General features: G+C 73.8%; 17 protein-coding genes. 6 read left to right on the forward strand and 11 right to left on the reverse strand.

Annotation, left to right across the window (positions count from 1 at the left end):
• Positions 1-8 precede the first annotated feature (8 nt).
• Both BLU42_RS12645 and BLU42_RS12650 read right to left on the reverse strand, forming a co-directional pair.
• Complete coding sequence (locus BLU42_RS12645; protein ID WP_091074883.1) at positions 9-950, reverse strand: carbohydrate ABC transporter permease; 942 nt, start codon at positions 948-950, stop codon at positions 9-11.
• 11 nt (positions 951-961) lie between these two features.
• Complete coding sequence (locus BLU42_RS12650; RefSeq protein WP_231918130.1) at positions 962-1,948, reverse strand: carbohydrate ABC transporter permease; 987 nt, start codon at positions 1,946-1,948, stop codon at positions 962-964.
• Between the two features lie 355 nt (positions 1,949-2,303).
• On the opposite strand from BLU42_RS12650, the gene BLU42_RS12655 reads away from it, so the two are divergent.
• From BLU42_RS12655 to BLU42_RS12665, 3 genes are all read left to right on the forward strand, one after another.
• Positions 2,304-3,347: a LacI family DNA-binding transcriptional regulator gene (locus BLU42_RS12655; RefSeq protein WP_091074885.1), complete on the forward strand. Its 1,044-nt coding sequence runs from the start codon at positions 2,304-2,306 to the stop codon at positions 3,345-3,347.
• 71 nt (positions 3,348-3,418) lie between these two features.
• Positions 3,419-5,665 carry an alpha-galactosidase gene (locus tag BLU42_RS12660; protein WP_091074887.1) on the forward strand — a complete coding sequence of 749 codons (2,247 nt, stop codon included), beginning with the start codon at positions 3,419-3,421 and terminating at the stop codon, positions 5,663-5,665.
• Positions 5,666-5,694: 29 nt separating this feature from the next.
• Positions 5,695-6,369, forward strand: coding sequence for an HAD family hydrolase (locus tag BLU42_RS12665; RefSeq protein WP_231918131.1), 675 nt, complete (start codon positions 5,695-5,697; stop codon positions 6,367-6,369).
• A 59-nt stretch (positions 6,370-6,428) separates the two neighbouring features.
• Here the strand turns inward: BLU42_RS12665 and BLU42_RS12670 are convergent, their stop codons facing one another.
• From BLU42_RS12670 to BLU42_RS12695, 7 genes are all read right to left on the reverse strand, one after another.
• Positions 6,429-7,154: an urease accessory protein UreD gene (locus tag BLU42_RS12670; RefSeq protein ID WP_091074889.1), complete on the reverse strand. Its 726-nt coding sequence runs from the start codon at positions 7,152-7,154 to the stop codon at positions 6,429-6,431.
• A 3-nt stretch (positions 7,155-7,157) separates the two neighbouring features.
• The gene (gene ureG / locus BLU42_RS12675; RefSeq protein WP_231918132.1) at positions 7,158-7,934 is read right to left on the reverse strand and encodes an urease accessory protein UreG; all 777 of its coding nucleotides are present in this window, start codon (positions 7,932-7,934) and stop codon (positions 7,158-7,160) included.
• On the reverse strand, positions 7,927-8,601 hold the full coding sequence (locus BLU42_RS12680; protein ID WP_091074891.1) for an urease accessory protein UreF: 675 nt from the start codon (positions 8,599-8,601) through the stop codon (positions 7,927-7,929). Before BLU42_RS12680 ends, ureG begins: the two co-directional genes overlap by 8 nt.
• Before the next feature lie 19 nt (positions 8,602-8,620).
• Positions 8,621-10,321: an urease subunit alpha gene (locus BLU42_RS12685; RefSeq protein WP_197680432.1), complete on the reverse strand. Its 1,701-nt coding sequence runs from the start codon at positions 10,319-10,321 to the stop codon at positions 8,621-8,623.
• Positions 10,322-10,324: 3 nt separating this feature from the next.
• Positions 10,325-10,684, reverse strand: a complete 360-nt coding sequence (gene ureB / locus BLU42_RS21140) for an urease subunit beta (RefSeq protein ID WP_197680433.1) — start codon at positions 10,682-10,684, stop codon at positions 10,325-10,327.
• Positions 10,685-10,714: 30 nt separating this feature from the next.
• Positions 10,715-11,017 carry an urease subunit gamma gene (locus tag BLU42_RS12690; protein ID WP_091074893.1) on the reverse strand — a complete coding sequence of 101 codons (303 nt, stop codon included), beginning with the start codon at positions 11,015-11,017 and terminating at the stop codon, positions 10,715-10,717.
• Between the two features lie 139 nt (positions 11,018-11,156).
• Positions 11,157-12,026, reverse strand: coding sequence for an oxidoreductase (locus tag BLU42_RS12695; protein ID WP_091074895.1), 870 nt, complete (start codon positions 12,024-12,026; stop codon positions 11,157-11,159).
• A 63-nt stretch (positions 12,027-12,089) separates the two neighbouring features.
• Between BLU42_RS12695 and BLU42_RS12700 the strand changes: the two genes are divergently transcribed.
• Both BLU42_RS12700 and BLU42_RS12705 read left to right on the forward strand, forming a co-directional pair.
• Complete coding sequence (locus tag BLU42_RS12700; RefSeq protein WP_197680434.1) at positions 12,090-12,725, forward strand: TetR/AcrR family transcriptional regulator; 636 nt, start codon at positions 12,090-12,092, stop codon at positions 12,723-12,725.
• Between the two features lie 49 nt (positions 12,726-12,774).
• Positions 12,775-13,188 (forward strand): RidA family protein, encoded by a 414-nt coding sequence (locus BLU42_RS12705; RefSeq protein WP_091074897.1) that lies wholly within the window; start codon positions 12,775-12,777, stop codon positions 13,186-13,188.
• On the opposite strand, the gene BLU42_RS12710 is transcribed toward BLU42_RS12705, so the two are convergent.
• Positions 13,175-13,924 (reverse strand): sulfite exporter TauE/SafE family protein, encoded by a 750-nt coding sequence (locus tag BLU42_RS12710; protein ID WP_091074898.1) that lies wholly within the window; start codon positions 13,922-13,924, stop codon positions 13,175-13,177. The two genes, BLU42_RS12705 and BLU42_RS12710, sit on opposite strands and share 14 nt — an antisense overlap.
• Before the next feature lie 44 nt (positions 13,925-13,968).
• On the opposite strand from BLU42_RS12710, the gene BLU42_RS12715 reads away from it, so the two are divergent.
• Positions 13,969-14,901, forward strand: coding sequence for an SMP-30/gluconolactonase/LRE family protein (locus BLU42_RS12715; protein ID WP_091074900.1), 933 nt, complete (start codon positions 13,969-13,971; stop codon positions 14,899-14,901).
• Here the strand turns inward: BLU42_RS12715 and BLU42_RS12720 are convergent.
• Positions 14,898-15,626: an SDR family NAD(P)-dependent oxidoreductase gene (locus BLU42_RS12720; RefSeq protein ID WP_091074902.1), complete on the reverse strand. Its 729-nt coding sequence runs from the start codon at positions 15,624-15,626 to the stop codon at positions 14,898-14,900. The genes BLU42_RS12715 and BLU42_RS12720 overlap by 4 nt on opposite strands.
• Positions 15,627-15,666: the final 40 nt, after the last annotated feature.

The raw sequence follows: 15,666 nt of genomic DNA on the forward strand, positions 1-15,666 counted from the left end.
GTGGCGTGCTACTTGGAGCCGGAGAAGCCGATCGAGTTGACGATCCGCCTCGCGAAGAACAGGAAGACGATCAGCAGGGGCAGCGCCGCGATGAGCACGGCGGCCATCAGCCCGGCCCAGTCAGGACCGGTCTGCGGGGTCTGGGACCGGAACACACCCAGGGCCACGTTCAGCACGCGCGTCTGCTCGTTGGTGCCGACCAGCAGCGGCCACAGGTACTCGTTCCACATGTTGATGACCGTGAGGATCGAGAGCGTGGTGATGGGCGCCCAGCTCATCGGCAGGACGATCCGGAAGAACATCGTCAGGTGGCCGGCGCCGTCGAGCTTGGCGGCCTCCTCGACCTCGCGGTTGATGCCGAGGAAGAACTGGCGGAGGAAGAAGATCGCGAACGGCGTCATGAAGAAGTACGGCGCGATGAGGCCCGGGAAGGTGCCGAGCAGCCCGAGGTTCTTGATCAGGATGAAGTTCGGGAGCGCGGTGAAGATCGGCGGGACCATGAGCGCGGTCAGGAAGGCGAAGAACACGATGTCGCGCCCCGGCCACCGCAGCCGCGCGAACGCGTACGCGGCGAGTGCGGAGAAGAACACCTGCCCCGCGGTGGCGACCACGGCGAAGATCGTCGAGTTGCGGAGGTAGAGGAAGAAGTCGACCGACGCCCCCGAGCCGCCCTGCGCCTGCGCCTCGGCCGTGGTGGACAGGCCGAGCACGCGCTTGTACGCGCCCAGCGTGGCGTCGACGGGTCCCAGGCTGCCCGGCTGGAGGAAGAGCGCCTTCGACGTCGAGAACGAGGTGCGCAGCATCCAGTAGAACGGGAAGAGCGTCACCAGGATGATGATGATCATGACGGCCCAGGCGAGGGCGCGTCCGGGGCTGAAGGGCTTGCGCCCACGCGGAGCGGCGTCCCGGGCGGCGGTGGTCGCCGGTGCGGGGGCGATGGTCGTGGCCATGTCCGTCCCTCTCAGGCCAGGTCCGACTCGCCCGCGTTGAGCAGGCGCAGCTGGACGAGGGCGACGATGGCGAGGATCACGAAGAGGACGAAGGAGATGGCGCTCGCGTAGCCGAACTGCCCCTCCGCGAAGCCCTTCTGGACGATGTAGTACTGGATCACCCGGCTCGCGTTGCCGGGCCCGCCCCGGGTCGTCACGTTCACCGTGTCGAAGATCTGGAACGAGCCCGTCACCGTGATGACCAGGACCAGGGCGAGGATCGGCCGCAGCAGGGGCAGCGTGATCCGCCAGAACGAGCGCCACTCGGTGCTGCCGTCGACGGCCGCGGCCTCGTACACGTAGTCGGGGATCGTCTGCAGCCCGGCGAAGACCAGGAGCGCCGTGTAGCCCATGTGGCGCCAGACGTTGACCGCGGCGATGGTCGGGATGGCCGTCGCGTCGCCACCGAAGAAGGTGATGCGGTCCAGCCCCAGGTTCGCGAGCAGCTCGTTGACGATGCCCACCTGGAAGTCGAGCATCAGGAACCAGACCAGCGCCGCGATCACGTTCGAGATCAGGAAGGGCAGCAGGATCACCGCGCGCACGGCGGTGTTCTTGGTCAGGCGCTGCATCAGCACGCCGATGGCCACCGCGAGGATCGTCTGGAAGAAGATGTTGAGGACGACGTACTCGAGCGTCACCTTCATGGCGTTCCAGAACAGCGCGTCGTTGACGAGCTTGGTGTAGTTCCCCAGCCCGATGAAGTGCGGCCTGCCCAGGATGTTGTAGCGAGTCAGGCTGAAGTAGATGCCGCGGATCGTCGGGTAGAGGTAGAAGACGCAGAAGCCGACCAACGCCGGCAGGATGAAGAGCAGGGCGATGCCGAGGTCGGACCGCCCCGGTCCCCGCGACGGTGCCGTCCGGGCGGCCGGAGCCACCGCCGGCTGGGTCGTGCCGATCGTCGCGGCGGTCATCGTGCCGCTCCCGCCGGGCACCGCGACCCGCGGTGCTGCTGCCACTCGTGCGACGTCATCGTCTTCCTCCCGAGCTCCCAAGGACCCTGTGCGCCGGCCCTGCCCCGGGGGGCCGCACCATCGCGTTGATCGGGAAGTTACACCAGTAGATTCGGGGGCGCAAGAGGTCGCCGCGAGCGTTTCCGAAGCGAGACCTGAGAGCGTCACAGCCGCCCGGATCGACTGTTTTCCCAGGTGGACAGAGGTTTGACCTCTGTACGGGCGCACGGTGCCGCACTCGGGCGCCCCAACCTGAGAACCGCGCCGAGCGGGGCCCGCCGCGCCGACTGATGACTTCCGCTCCGGCTTCTACCGCAGTAGATTGCGCCTCACCAGCCGACGTCGACGGGAGGAGGACCGCATGACGACGACCCTTCCCGCGCCCGAGGTCCAGGACGCGCCCGCGCCCGCCCCGGCCCGCGCGGCCACCCGGGCGGACGTCGCCCGCGCCGCCGGCGTGAGCACCGCGGTGGTCAGCTACGTCGTCAACGAGGGTCCCCGCAGGGTCGCCCCGCACACCGCCGCCCGGGTCCGGGCCGCGATCGCCGCGCTCGCCTACTCCCCCAACGTCGCCGCCCGGTCGCTCCGCAAGGGCTCCAGCGAGATGGTCGGCCTGGTCGTCCCCGACATCGGCAACCCCTACTTCGCCGAGCTGGCCCGCGCGGTCGAGGTCGCGGCGTCCGAGCAGGGGCTCCTCGTCGCGCTCGCCAGCAGCCAGGCCGACGGCGACGTGGAGCGGGAGCTGATGGCCGAGCTGTCCAGCCGCAACGTCGACGGCCTGCTCGTCTCGACGGTGCGTCCGCCCGAGCACCTCCCACCACCGCCCCCCGGGCACCGGCCGACCGTCCTGGTCAACGCCTCGCGTCCCTACCCGGGCTACGCCGCGATCGGCGCCGACGCGGCCCAGGGGGCGTACGACGTCGTCGACCACCTGCTGGGGGTGCACGGGCACACGAGCGTGGCCCTGGTCATCGGCGCCTCCACCGAGCGCCTGCCCGAGCCCCGCGAGGAGGGCTTCGCGAACGCCTTCGCTGCGCACGGTCTGCCCCCGGGACCGGTGGTGCGGACCGTCTTCAGCCGGACCGGCGGCTACGAGGCGCTCCGACGCATCCTGTCGTGGCGCCACCGCCCCGGCGCCGTCTTCCTGTCCTCCGACGAGCAGGCCAGCGGCGCCTACCGGGCGGTGCGCGAGGCCGGGCTCGAGTGCCCCGAGGACATCGCGCTGGTGGCGTACGACGGCACCTCGCACTCGGAGTTCAGCTGGCCGCCGATGACCGTGTCGCGGCAACCGATCGCGGCGATGGCCCGCGCCGCCCTCGCCACCGTCCTCGGCTCGAGCCCGGTCGGTAACCACCAGGAGTTCGCCACCGAGCTCGTCGTGCGCCGCTCCTGCGGCTGCCCCTGAACCCGCCCGTCCCCGCTCCTCACGTCGAGCCACACCCGGCCCCACCCGGCCCCACCGCAAGGAGACCCCGCGTGCCCACGCCACTCCCCCCGACCTGCATCGCCCTCGGTGCCGCCGGCGTCAGCCTCGTCCTCGACCTGGCCGGCGACCGGCTGCCGAGCGTGCTGCACTGGGGCGCGCAGCTCCCCCCGCTCACCGACGACGACGCCCTCGCGCTCAGTGAGGCGGTGGCCGCGGTCCCCGCCCCGAGCTCCGTCGACGCGCCAGTCCGCATCGCGCTCCTGCCCGAGCACTGGACGGGCTGGACCGGTCGGCCGGGCCTGAGCGGCTCGCGCGCCGGCGCGGGCTGGTCGCCGAAGTTCGTCGTCACCGGCGCGACGCTCGACGGCGCGGCCGTGGCTCCCGACCGGGTCACCAACGCCGGCGCCGCCGTGCTGGTCGTCGAGGCCGCCGACGCCGACGCCCGGCTCGAGCTGCGGCTGACCGTCGAGCTCACACCCGAGGGCCTCGTCCGGCTGCGGGCGCGGGTGACGAGCGGGGCCGACGGGTACGCGGTCCAGGACCTCGTCCTCGCCCTGCCCGTCCCCGCCGTGGCGCGCGAGGTCCTCGACCTCGCCGGCCGCTGGGGCAAGGAGCGCGTCCCGCAGCGCTCGCGCCTGGACGTCGGCACGCACCTGCGCGAGGGCCGACGCGGTCGCACCGGCCCCGACGCCGCGACGGTCCTGCACGTCGGCACGCCGGGCTTCGGCTTCGCCTCCGGCGAGGTCTGGGCCGTCCACACCGGGTGGAGCGGCAACCACACGCACTACGCCGAGCGGCTCTCCACCGGCGAGCAGGTCGTCGGGGGCGGCGAGCTGCTCCTACCGGGCGAGGTCGTGCTGGCGGCCGGGGAGTCGTACGAGTCGCCGTGGGTCTACGCCGCGTACGGGACGGGCCTGGACGAGGTCGCCCGCCGCTTCCACCGCTTCCTCCGTGCGCGGCCGCAGCACCCGAGCACCGAGCGTCCCGTGACGATCAACGTGTGGGAGGCCGTCTACTTCGACCACGCGAACCACGCGAAGCTGATCGAGCTGGCCCGTCTGGCCGCCGCCGCGGGGGTCGAGCGCTACGTGCTCGACGACGGGTGGTTCGGTGCCCGGCGCAACGACTCCGCCGGGCTCGGCGACTGGACCGTCTCCCCCGACGTGTGGCCCGACGGGCTGCACCCCCTGGCCGACGAGGTGACGCGGCTCGGCATGCAGCTGGGGCTGTGGTTCGAGCCGGAGATGGTCAACGAGGACTCCGACGTGGCCCGCGCCCACCCCGAGTGGATCATGGCCACGGGCGGCCGGCTCCCGGTCGAGGCCCGCCGCCAGCAGGTGATCAACATCGGCATCCCCGAGTGCTACGCCCACGTCCGCGACCAGGTGCTGGCGATCCTCGACGAGTACCCGATCTCCTACGTCAAGTGGGACCACAACCGCGACCTCGTCGACGCGGGCACCCAGCCGCTCGGCCGCGCGGGCGTGCACGAGCAGACGCTCGCCTTCTACCGCCTCGTCGACGAGATCAAGGCCGCGCACCCCGGGCTGGAGATCGAGTCCTGCTCCTCCGGCGGCGCGCGCGTCGACCTCGGGGTCCTGGAGCGGACCGACCGCATCTGGGTCTCGGACTGCATCGACCCGCTCGAGCGGCAGCTGATGCACCGCTGGACCACCCAGCTGGTGCCCCCGGAGCTCATGGGCGCGCACGTCGCCTCGGGGCACTCGCACACCACCGGTCGACGTCACGAGCTGCGGTTCCGGGCGGCGACGGCGATCTGGGGCCACCTCGGCGTCGAGTGGGACCTGACCGCCGCGAGCGAGGCCGAGCTCGCCGAGCTCGCGGGTTGGATCGCCTTCTACAAGGAGCACCGTGCGCTGCTCCTCGGCGGGGACCTCGTCCGGATCGACTGCCCCGACGACGCGCTGCTCGCGGGCGGGGTCGTCGCCCACGACCGGCGCAGCGCGATCTACTCCTTCGCCTCGGTGTCGCGCTCCGACGTCGCGGTCGTCGGCACCGTCCCGCTGCCGGGGCTCGACCCCGACCTCCGCTACTCCGTGACGCCGGTGATGACCGACTCCCCGCCGGCCGGGCTGGTCCCGCCGCGGTGGTGGCACGCCGGCGTCACCGGGACCGAGGACCACGCGCTCGCCGCGCAGCTCGGCCCGCGCCGGCTCGTGCCCGAGGAGCGCGGTCCGGTCGTCCTGACCGGTGCGGCCCTGGGCCGGGTGGGGCTCACCGTGCCGCCGACCCACCCGGAGCAGGCCGCGGTCTACCTCGTCGAGGCGGTCCGCTGAGCCCGGCGGACCCCACGGCGATCGAGGCGGTGGTCCTCGACCTCGACGACACCCTGCTGGACCACCGCGGGTCGACCCGGCGCGCGCTGGCCGGCTGGCTGGGCGACCTCGGCGTCGAGGTCGAGCCGTCGCTGGAGCGGGCGTGGTTCGAGGTCGAGGACCGGCACTTCGACACCTGGCGCGCCGGGATGATCGGGTTCGAGGAGCAGCGTCGTCGCCGGCTGCGCGACTTCCTGCCGCTGCTCGGACGCACGGTCGGGACCGACGGCGAGCTCGACGTCGTCTTCGGCGGCTACCTGCGCTGGTACGAGCGGTCGTGGCAGGCCTTCGCGGACGTGCGCCCGGCGCTCGACGCGCTCGTCGCCCGGGGGCTCGTCCTGGCCGTGCTCACCAACGGCCGGGCCGAGCAGCAGCGGGCCAAGGTGGCGGCCCTCGGGGTCGAGGAGGCGGTGTCGTTCGTCCTCACCTCCGAGGAGGTCGGGGCCGCCAAGCCGGCGCCCGAGGCGTTCCTCGCGACCTGCCGACGACTCGAGGTGGCGCCCGATCGGGTGCTGCACGTCGGCGACCGCCACGACCTCGACGTCCTCGCCGCCCGGGCGGCGGGCCTGCGGGCCGTGCACCTCGACCGTGACGACGTCCGCCTCGAACCGCCCGAGGGGCGGATCACCAGCCTCGCCGAGCTGCCCGCGCGGCTGAGGGACTGACGGCCAGAGGACGCTGCCCGCGTGACGCTCCCTGAGCCTGTCGAAGGGCCTCGAAGAGGTCAGCGTCCAGAGACCGGAGCGACCTCCTCGGACCGCACGACCTCCTCCAGGCCCACGCGGTGCAACGGCGACTCGGCCAGGCTCGCGCCGAGCCAGCGGGTCAGCGTGCCCGCGCCGTCGACCAGGGCGAAGGTCGTCGCCCCCACGGTCGACGGAACCGCCGCACCGAACCACCCGAGCGTGTCGAGCACCCGGTGCGGACCGAGGAGGCCGGGGGCCGACCGCAGCCGGTCGGGGTCGAGGGTCTGGTCCTCGAGCAGGACGTCCTCGCCGGCGCGGCGGACCCGGGTGAGCGACCGCAGCCGGCCGCCGACCTGACCGGCGCGCCCCAGGACGACCGTGTCCCGCACGACCGCCGCGGCACCCTCGGCCAGGTCCACCTCGAGGGTCCGCGCGACGTCCGCCCCGTCGGCCACGACGAAGGGCTCGCCCGCGTAGGTCAGGGTCGCGCCCTCGTCCACCGCGAGGCGGGCGCGCCAGGCGCTCGGTGCCCCGCGGCCGTGGTAGGCGACGGTCCCCGCCACGTCGAAGAGGTCGAGCCGCGCACCGGCCCCCACCCGCACCTCGAGCGCGACCTCGTCACCGCCGAGGAGCAGCGCCGTCGTCGCGAGCAGCCCGATGCGGCAGCGGTCGGGCCCGGAGGCCACCACCTGCGGACGCAGCAGGTCCTGCGTCAGCCGCGCGATGTGGCGGCCGCCGACCCGCTCGACGACGACGGTGGTCACGGGTCAGTGCGCGTGCTCGTGGTCGTGCGCGTGGCTGTGCGTCTCGCCCGTCTCCGCGTGGAAGTGCGGCGCCATCGGCCCCGGGTCCTGCGCGACGTGCTCTCCGCTGCGGAACTGCTCGAGCGTGTGCAGCACCCACGCCCTGACCCGGGCGACCGAGGCCGGGTCGAGCCGGCTGAGCGGGAGGACCGTACGGCCCTCGCGCGCGGCCTCGGCGTCGGCGACCATCTGCTCCACGTCGACGCCGACGTACGGCGCCAGGTCGGTCTTGTTGACCACGAGGGCGTCGGCGCGGCCGATGCCCGGGCCGCCCTTGCGGGCCACGTCTCCCCCGCCGGCGACGTCCAGCACGAAGAACTGCGCGTCGACCAGCGCGGGCGAGAAGGTCGCGGTCAGGTTGTCGCCGCCCGACTCGACGAGCACGACGTCGACCGGCGCGAAGTCGCGCTCGAGGTCCTCGACGGCGAGCAGGTTCTGCGTGACGTCGTCGCGGATGGCGGTGTGCGGGCAGGCGCCGGTCTCCACCGCACGGATGCGCTCGGGGTCCAGCACCCCGGCCGAACGCAGGAAGCGCGCGTCCTCGTCGGTGTAGATGTCGTTGGTCACCACGGCCAGGCTCAGCTCGGTGCCGAGCTCGCGGCAGAGCAGCGCGATCAGCGAGCTCTTGCCGGTGCCGACCGGGCCGGCGACGCCGATCCGCAGGGCTCGGCCTCCGCTCCCTGAGCCCTTCGACGGGCTCAGGACAGGCTCTGTCGAAGGGTGGGTGGGGGTCTCAGGCACGGAACAGCCGCCTCTCGCTCGTACGGTGGTGCTGGCCCCACTCCTCGACGAGGAGGGCGCTGTGGGCAGGGATGTCGTCGGGAGTGCGGACGTCGGCCACGCGCGCGACCAGGGCCTCGACGCCGACGGCTGCGTCGGCCGCCCAACGGACGCCGAGGGCCGGGTCGAAGGGCTCCAGCTTGAGCGCCGCGGCGACGACGGTCTGGACGTCCTCGTACGCGACGAGGCGCGCGGTCTGCTCGGCGTCGAGCCCGGCCTCGGCGGCGACGACCCCGATCACGACGGCGCGGCACCACGGGCCCGGCGCGGCGGCGAGGGGCCGCAGGTCCCACACGGCGGCGGCCGTGCGGAGGTAGCTGCGCCCGAGCAGGTCCGACGCCTCCCGGAGCGCGTCGGACAGCGTCCGGACCCGCCAGGCACGGTCGACCGCGCGCAGCGCGTCGACGACGGCCCCTGCCGGCGTCCGGCCCGTCCACGCGCGGCCGGCGACGACGGCCGCGGCGGCCTCGACCTCGGTCACGGTGGCCAGCCGCACGCGCAGGTAGGCCGGGACCTCGTCGACGCGCATGCCGTGACGCAGCGCGGGCTCGACGCCCGCCGACTGCGTGTGCGCGCCGGTCGGCAGCCGGCCGTCGGCCAGCAGCAGCGAGAGGTACTCGGCCGTCATGATCAGCAGCTGTCCGCGGTCAGAACATCGCGTAGAGCTGGGCCAGCGGCAGCACGCTCGCCGGCGCGGGCGTGATCAAGGAACCGTCGACGGTGATCGCGTGCGTCTCGGCGTCGACCTCGATCACGGGCAGCGCGTCGTTCATGATCATCTGCGCCTTGCCGACGTCGCGGGTCGAGCGGCAGGCGACGAGCTCGTGGCGCAGCCCGAGCCGCTCGGCGAGGCCGGTGTCGAGCGCGGCCTGCGCGACGTACGACTGGGAGCGCGCGGCACCGCTGGAGTGGTAGAGCGCGGGCCGCATGAGCACGGGCTGCGGCGTGGGGATCGACGCGTTCGGGTCGCCGAGCGCGCCGACGACGATGCCGCCGCCCTTGATCACCACGCTCGGCCGCACCCCGAAGAAGCGCGGGTCCCAGAGCACCAGGTCGGCGAGCTTGCCCACCTCGACCGAGCCGATCTCGTGGTCGACGCCGTGGCTGATCGCCGGGTTGATCGTGTACTTGGCGACGTAGCGCCGCGCGCGGAAGTTGTCGGCCGGCAGGCCGCCGGAGAGCTCGCCGCGGACGTGCTTCATCACGTGCGCGACCTGCCACGTCCGCGTGACCACCTCGCCGATGCGCCCCATCGCCTGCGCGTCGGAGGACGTGATCGAGATGGCTCCGAGGTCGTGCAGGTGGTCCTCGGCGGCGATCGTCGTGGCGCGGATGCGCGACTCGGCGAAGGCCAGGTCCTCCGGCACCGCGGGGTTGAGGTGGTGGCAGACCATGAGCATGTCGAGGTGCTCGGCGACGGTGTTGACCGTGTGCGGCAGGGTCGGGTTCGTCGAGCCGGGCAGCACGTGCGGCAGCCCGGCGATGGTGAGGATGTCGGGCGCGTGCCCGCCGCCGGCGCCCTCGACGTGGAAGGCGGAGATGCTGCGCCCGCCGATCGCCGCGACCGTCGACGCGACGAACCCCGACTCGTTGAGCGAGTCGGAGTGCAGCGCGACCTGCAGGCCCCACTCCTCCGCGCCGCGCAGGGCGGCGTCGACCGCGGCCGGGGTCGAGCCCCAGTCCTCGTGCACCTTGTACCCGCCCGCGCCGGCCAGCGCCTGCTCCTCGAACGCAGCGGCGGAGACCGTGTTGCCCTTGCCGAGCAGCAGCACGTTGACCGGCAGGTCGTCGAGGGAGCGGTGCGCCTGCTCGAGGTGCCAGGCGCCGGGCGTCACCGTGGTGGCCTTCGACCCCTCCGAGGGGCCGGTGCCCCCGCCGCCCAGGGTCGTGAGCCCCGCGGCCAGCGCCTCGTGGACCTGCGACGGCGACAGCAGGTGCACGTGGCTGTCGAACCCGCCCGCGGTGAGGATCTTGCCCTCGCCGGAGATCACGTCGGTGCCCGGACCGATGACCAGCGCGGGGTCGACGCCGTCGGCGATGTCGGGGTTGCCGCTGCGCCCGACGCCGACGATGCGGCCGTGGCGGATGCCGACGTCGGCGCGCACGATCCCCCAGTGGTCGAGCACGACCACGTTGGTGATCACCGTGTCGAGGGCGCCCTCGGCCGAGGTGACCAGCGACTGGTTGCCCGACTCCCGGATCGACTTGCCGCCGCCGAAGACCGACTCCTCGCCGCCGACGGTCAGGTCCTGCTCGATCTCGATCCACAGGTCGGTGTCGCCGAGCCGGATCTGGTCGCCGGCGGTCGGGCCGAAGATCGCCGCGTACGCGTCGCGGGAGATGCGCACGCCTCAGCCCTCCCGGCTCGTGGGGGCGCCCGCGACGAAGGGTTCCGGGCGGACCTGCAGACCGGGCACCGAACGTCGACCCCGCAGCGCCACGACGCCCACCGTCCGCGAGGCGCCCGGCTCGAAGCGCACCGACGTCCCGGCGGCGATGTCGAGGCGGAAGCCCGACGCGGCATCCCGGTCGAAGTCGAGCCCGGGGTTCACGTCGGGCAGGTGGACGTGCGAGCCGACCTGGATCGGCCGGTCGGCGGTGTTGGTGAACACCAGCTCGCCGCGCTCGTCCGGGCCGCGGTCGGCGTTGAGCTCGATCTCGCCGGGAGCGATCCGGTACGCCCCGGGTCCCGAGGTCGCGATTCCTGCCATCGTGTCGTCTCCCCTACCGGTCCTGGCCGGTCACTGGATCGGGCTGTGGAGGGTGACGAGCTTGCGCCCGTCGGGGAAGGTCGCCTCGACCTGGACGTCGGTCATCATCTCGGCGACGCCGTCCATCACCTGCTCGCGCGTGAGCACCTCGCGGCCGCTCGTCATCAGCTCCTCGACGCGCGCGCCCTCGCGCGCCCGCTCCACCACCCAGGTGCTGAGCAGGGCCACGGACTCGGGCCAGTTGAGCCTCACCCCGCGGGCCAGCCGGTCCCGGGCGACCATGCCCGCCACGGCCATCAGCAGCTTCTCGGTCTCCGAGGGCGCGAGGTTCATGCGGGGGTCCTCCCTGCGGGCGGCGGTGGTCGCGGGCGTACGGCGGTCACGCTAGCGACTGATTGTTTCCCCGCTGTTGCGAGCGGCGTGGTCCTGATCGCTCGACCTCCCTGGGGACGTGCTGGCGCCCCGATGCCTCTCAGAGGGGGAAGGAGACGCCTGTGAGCTGCTCGGAGACGGTCCACAGCCGGGCGGCGAGAGCGGCGTCCCGGGCCTGCCCCGACCGCTTGATGACCTCCGCGCCGCCGCGCATGTGGAGCAGGTGCTCGGGCCCCGTAAGGGACGCCCCGGGCACCTCGCCGGTGGCGGCGAGCAGGACCGGCAGGGCACCGTCCTCGGGGGCCTGCGCGAACCACCGGGTGACGAGCCGGGCGATCCCGGTGGTCTGGCCGGTCATGGCGGTGGCGACGAGGCCGGGGTGCGCGGCGACTGCGGTGACCGACGAGCCGGCGGCGGCGAGGCGGCGCTGCAGCTCCGCGACGAAGAGCAGATTCGCCAGCTTCGAGGCCGCGTAGACCGCGCCCTCCTTGTACGGCCGGCGCTCGAAGCCGAGGTCGTCGAAGTCGAGCCTGCCCATCCGCTCGGCCTGCGAGGACAGCGACACCACGCGGCCGGTGATCTGCGGCAGCAGCAGGTTGGTCAGCGCGAACGGACCCAGGTGGTTGATGCCGAGCTGCCTCTCGAAGCCGTCGACCGTCCGACCGAACTTCCCCACGGAGATCCCGGCGTTGTTGACCAGGACGTCGATCGGCTCGTCCCAGCCGGCCGCGAAGCGTCGGACCGACCCGAGGTCGCCCAGGTCGACCCTGCGCACGAGCGTCTCCCCCGGCAGGGCGGCGGCGACCGCGTCGCCCTTGCCGGTGTCGCGCACCGCCAGCACGACGCGGGCGTTCGCCGCGGCGAGGGCGTGCGCGGTCGCACGGCCGATGCCGCTCGTCGCCCCGGTCACGACGACCGTGCTCCCGGAGAGGTCGGGCAGGTCGGCGGCTGAACGAAGGGTGGTGGGCATGACCTCATACTAGGCAGTGCCTAGAATCTAGTCAACGTCTAGTGCGGCAGTAGGATCGCCTGCGTGGCCGACCGTCCGTTCCACCACGGCAACCTCCGCCAGGTGCTGCTCGAGCGCGCGGAGGCGATGCTGCGGGTCGACGGCGTCGACGCGCTGTCGCTGCGCGACCTCGCGCGCCAGGCCGGGGTCAGCCACGGGGCGCCGCGCAGCCACTTCATCGACCGGCAGGCGCTGCTCGACGCGCTCGCCGTCCGCGGCTTCGACCGGTTGACGAGCGCCATCCGCTCCGCGCTGCGGAGCGAGGCCGACTTCGACGAGCGGTTCCGGCGGGTCGCCCGGACGTACGTCGCGTTCGCGGTGGACGACGCCGCGCTGATGGAGCTGATGTTCGCGGTCAAGCACGACGGGAGCGGGCTGGTGCGTGACGCCGCCGCCGGTCTCTTCCAGGTCCTCGACGAGGCGCTCGAGGCCGAGCAGGACGGTCCACCGGCGCCCGCCGACGTGCAGGAACGGTTCAAGCTCCTCTTCGCCGCCACGTTGCAGGGCACCGCGACGCTGGTCGCGGCGCGCCGGATCACCGCCGACCAGGCCGACCGGCTCGTCGACGACGCGGTGGGCGAGCTGCTGGGCTCGGCGCTCGGGGCACAGGTGCTCGGCCGATCCGGGGCGGGGCCAGGGACCCGGGTGCGGGGCGCGTGACCCCCGACCCGCTCGGACCCGTGCCCGGCCGCGCTGCGAGCATCTCGGGATGCCCGCCGCGCACGTCCGGCTCCACCGGAGCCCGTCCCTCGCCACCGGCGTCCCGTACGCCTACGCGGCGAGCACCTCGACCACCGGACGGGTGCTCTTCACCGCCGGCGCGTGCCCGCTCGACGCCGACGGCGCGACGGTGGCCGTGGGGGACGTCGTGGGCCAGGCCGAGCAGGTCATGGCCAACCTGCGCGTCGTCCTCGAGGACGCGGGCGCCGGTCTCGCCGACGTGCTCATGACCCACGTCTACGTCGCGAGCACCTCGCGCGACGACCTGACGGCCGCCTGGGAGGTCGTGCGCCGCCACTTCGGCGACCACGACGCCCCGGGCACGCTGCTCGGGGTCACCGTGCTCGGCTGGCCCGACCAGCTCGTCGAGGTGGAGGCGGTCGCCGTCGTCAGCGCCGGGTGAAGAGGAAGACCGCCAGCCCCAGGCCGGCGACGGCGATGCCGACGCGGACGACGACCTCGGGCAGGCGGCGCACCAGGCGCGGCGCGACCGCGCTGCCGACGACCATGCCCAGGGCCAGCGGCACGGCCGCGCCCCACTCGACGAGGCCCCGGGCGACGAAGACGAGCGTCGCCACCAGGTTGGCCAGCCCGAGCACGACCGCGCGGAGGGCGGCGATGCGCGCGAGGGGCTCGCTGAGGACCAGCGAGAGGGTCGCGATCACGAGCGTGCCCGCGCCCGCGCCGAAGTAGCCGCCGTAGACGGCGAGCAGCGCCACCGCGCCCACGGCCAGCTGGCCGCGCTCGGACACGCGCCCGCCGTGGAGGTGCTGGAGCCAGGGCCGCAGCAGCAGCACCACCGACCCGAGGACCACCAGCCACGGCACCACCGCGGCGAAGGTCGACTCCGGCAGGACGACCAGCAGCAGCGCGCCCACGACACCGCCGACGAGCCCCGCCGCACCGAACCGGACCAGCCGCGCCCGTGTGCCGACGAGCTCCTGGCGCGCCGAGGAGACCCCACCCACGGCGACCCCCGTGAGGGCCGCCGTGTTGGTGGCGTTGGCCGCCAGCGGGGACAGCCCGACCGCGAGCAGCGCGGGGTAGGAGACCAGCGAGGCGAGCCCGGCGCCGTAGCCGGTGATGCCGGCGCCCACGCCGGCGAGGAGCAGCAGGACGACCTCGGCCGTCGCGCTCACGCCCCGCAACGTACCCGTCCGACGCCGGTCGTACGGTGTCGCGGGTGACGACGCGACCCGGGCACGCCCCGGCCCACACCGTCCCGACGACCTGGGAGCGGCTGGACGACCGCTTCGCCGCGGTCGACGGCGACTCCCTGGTCGAGCGGATCGCCACCGGCTGCCGCTGGGCCGAGGGCGGGGTCTACCTGCCCGCCTCGCGCAGCTTCGTCTGGAGCGACATCCCCAACGACCGGCAGCTGCGCTGGGACGAGCTGACCGGCGAGGTCGGCGTGATCAGCCACCCCGCCGGCTACCCGAACGGCAGCACGCTCGACGGGCAGGGCCGGCTCGTGACCTGCGAGCACGGCGGGCGGCGGGTGCGCCGGGTCGAGCACGACGGCTCGGTGAGCACGGTCGCCGACCGCTTCGAGGGCCTCCGGTTCAACAGCCCCAACGACGTCGTCGTGGACCGTCGCGGCCGGGTGTGGTTCACCGACCCCGGCTACGGCATCGCCACCGACTACGAGGGCTTCGCCGCCGAGGAGGAGGTCGGCGGGCGCCACGTCTACCGCGTCGACCCCGACGGGAGCATCCACCGCGTGACCGACGACTTCGACCAGCCCAACGGCCTCGCCTTCTCCCGCGACGAGTCGCAGCTCTACGTCGTCGACTCCGAGCGGCACCACCTGCGCGTCTTCGACGTGACCGACGACGGCGCGCTGGAGGGCGGCGAGGTGCTGGCCACCTGCACGGCCGGCACCTTCGACGGCGTCCGCCTCGACAGCGCCGGGCGGATCTGGACGGCCGCCGGGGACGGCGTGCACTGCCTCGACCCGGACGGCACGCTGCTCGGCAAGCTGCTGCTGCCCGAGATCGCCGCGAACCTGACCTTCGGCGGGCTCAAGCGCAACCTGCTCTTCGTCTGCGCCAGCACGAGCGTCTACATGATCATGCTCAAGGTCACCGGGGCGCCCGGGCCGTACGCCTCCCGCTAGAGGACGTGGCCCCCGTTGACCGTCAGCACCTGACCGGTCACGAAGGCGGCGTCGTCCGACAGCAGGTAGGCGACCGCGCCCGCCACGTCCTGCGGCACGCCCATCCGGCCCAGCGGGACGTCGGCCTCGTACGCGGCCGTGTCCGCACCCGAGTGCCGCTCGACCGGGATCCAGCCCGGGTTGACCGCGTTGACCGTCACCCGGTGCGACCCGAGCTCCTTGGCCCAGATGCGCACCAGCCCGAGCTCGGCGTTCTTGGCGGCGGCGTACGCCGACGTGCCGGGCAGGTTGCGGTCGACGGTGTCGGAGCCGATCAGCACGACCCGGCCCCCGCCGGCCTCGCGCATCGCCGGCAGGGTCCCCTGCACGAGCAGGGTCGGGCTGAGGACGAAGAAGCGCAGCTGGTCGAGGTAGGCCTGCCAGGTGAGGTCGACCAGGTCGGCGTTCGGCTGGGGCCCGGTCGCGTTCGCCACGACGGCGGTCACCGGCCCGAGCTGCGCGGCGGTCGCGAGGAGCCGCTCGACCTCGGCCTCGTCGGTCACGTCGCCGGGGACCGCCAGCGCGCGGCCCCCCGCCGCCTCGATGTCCGCGACCACGCCCCGTGCGCCCTCGGCGCCGGAGTGATAGCCCACCCCGACCGCCCAGCCGCGGCTCCCGAGGTGGCGGGCGATCGCCGCGCCGAGCCCCCGCGAGGCGCCGGTGACGAGGCAGACGGGTGCGGTCATGCGCGGAGCGTAGCGGGACCGCTCCCGCACGGGTCGCCTT

This window comes from Microlunatus sagamiharensis (assembly GCF_900105785.1).
Classification (GTDB): Bacteria; Actinomycetota; Actinomycetes; order Propionibacteriales; family Propionibacteriaceae; genus Microlunatus; species Microlunatus sagamiharensis.

What these genes read in the sequence shown, in the direction of transcription:
- BLU42_RS12645 (WP_091074883.1), bottom strand. Translation starts at nt 950, where the DNA reads ATGGCCACGACCATCGCCCCCGCACCGGCGACCACCGCCGCCCGGGAC.
- BLU42_RS12655 (WP_091074885.1), top strand. Translation starts at nt 2,304, where the DNA reads ATGACGACGACCCTTCCCGCGCCCGAGGTCCAGGACGCGCCCGCGCCC.
- BLU42_RS12680 (WP_091074891.1), bottom strand. Translation starts at nt 8,601, where the DNA reads ATGACGGCCGAGTACCTCTCGCTGCTGCTGGCCGACGGCCGGCTGCCG.
- ureB (WP_197680433.1), bottom strand. Translation starts at nt 10,684, where the DNA reads ATGGCAGGAATCGCGACCTCGGGACCCGGGGCGTACCGGATCGCTCCC.
- BLU42_RS12690 (WP_091074893.1), bottom strand. Translation starts at nt 11,017, where the DNA reads ATGAACCTCGCGCCCTCGGAGACCGAGAAGCTGCTGATGGCCGTGGCG.
- BLU42_RS12695 (WP_091074895.1), bottom strand. Translation starts at nt 12,026, where the DNA reads ATGCCCACCACCCTTCGTTCAGCCGCCGACCTGCCCGACCTCTCCGGG.
- BLU42_RS12705 (WP_091074897.1), top strand. Translation starts at nt 12,775, where the DNA reads ATGCCCGCCGCGCACGTCCGGCTCCACCGGAGCCCGTCCCTCGCCACC.
- BLU42_RS12720 (WP_091074902.1), bottom strand. Translation starts at nt 15,626, where the DNA reads ATGACCGCACCCGTCTGCCTCGTCACCGGCGCCTCGCGGGGGCTCGGC.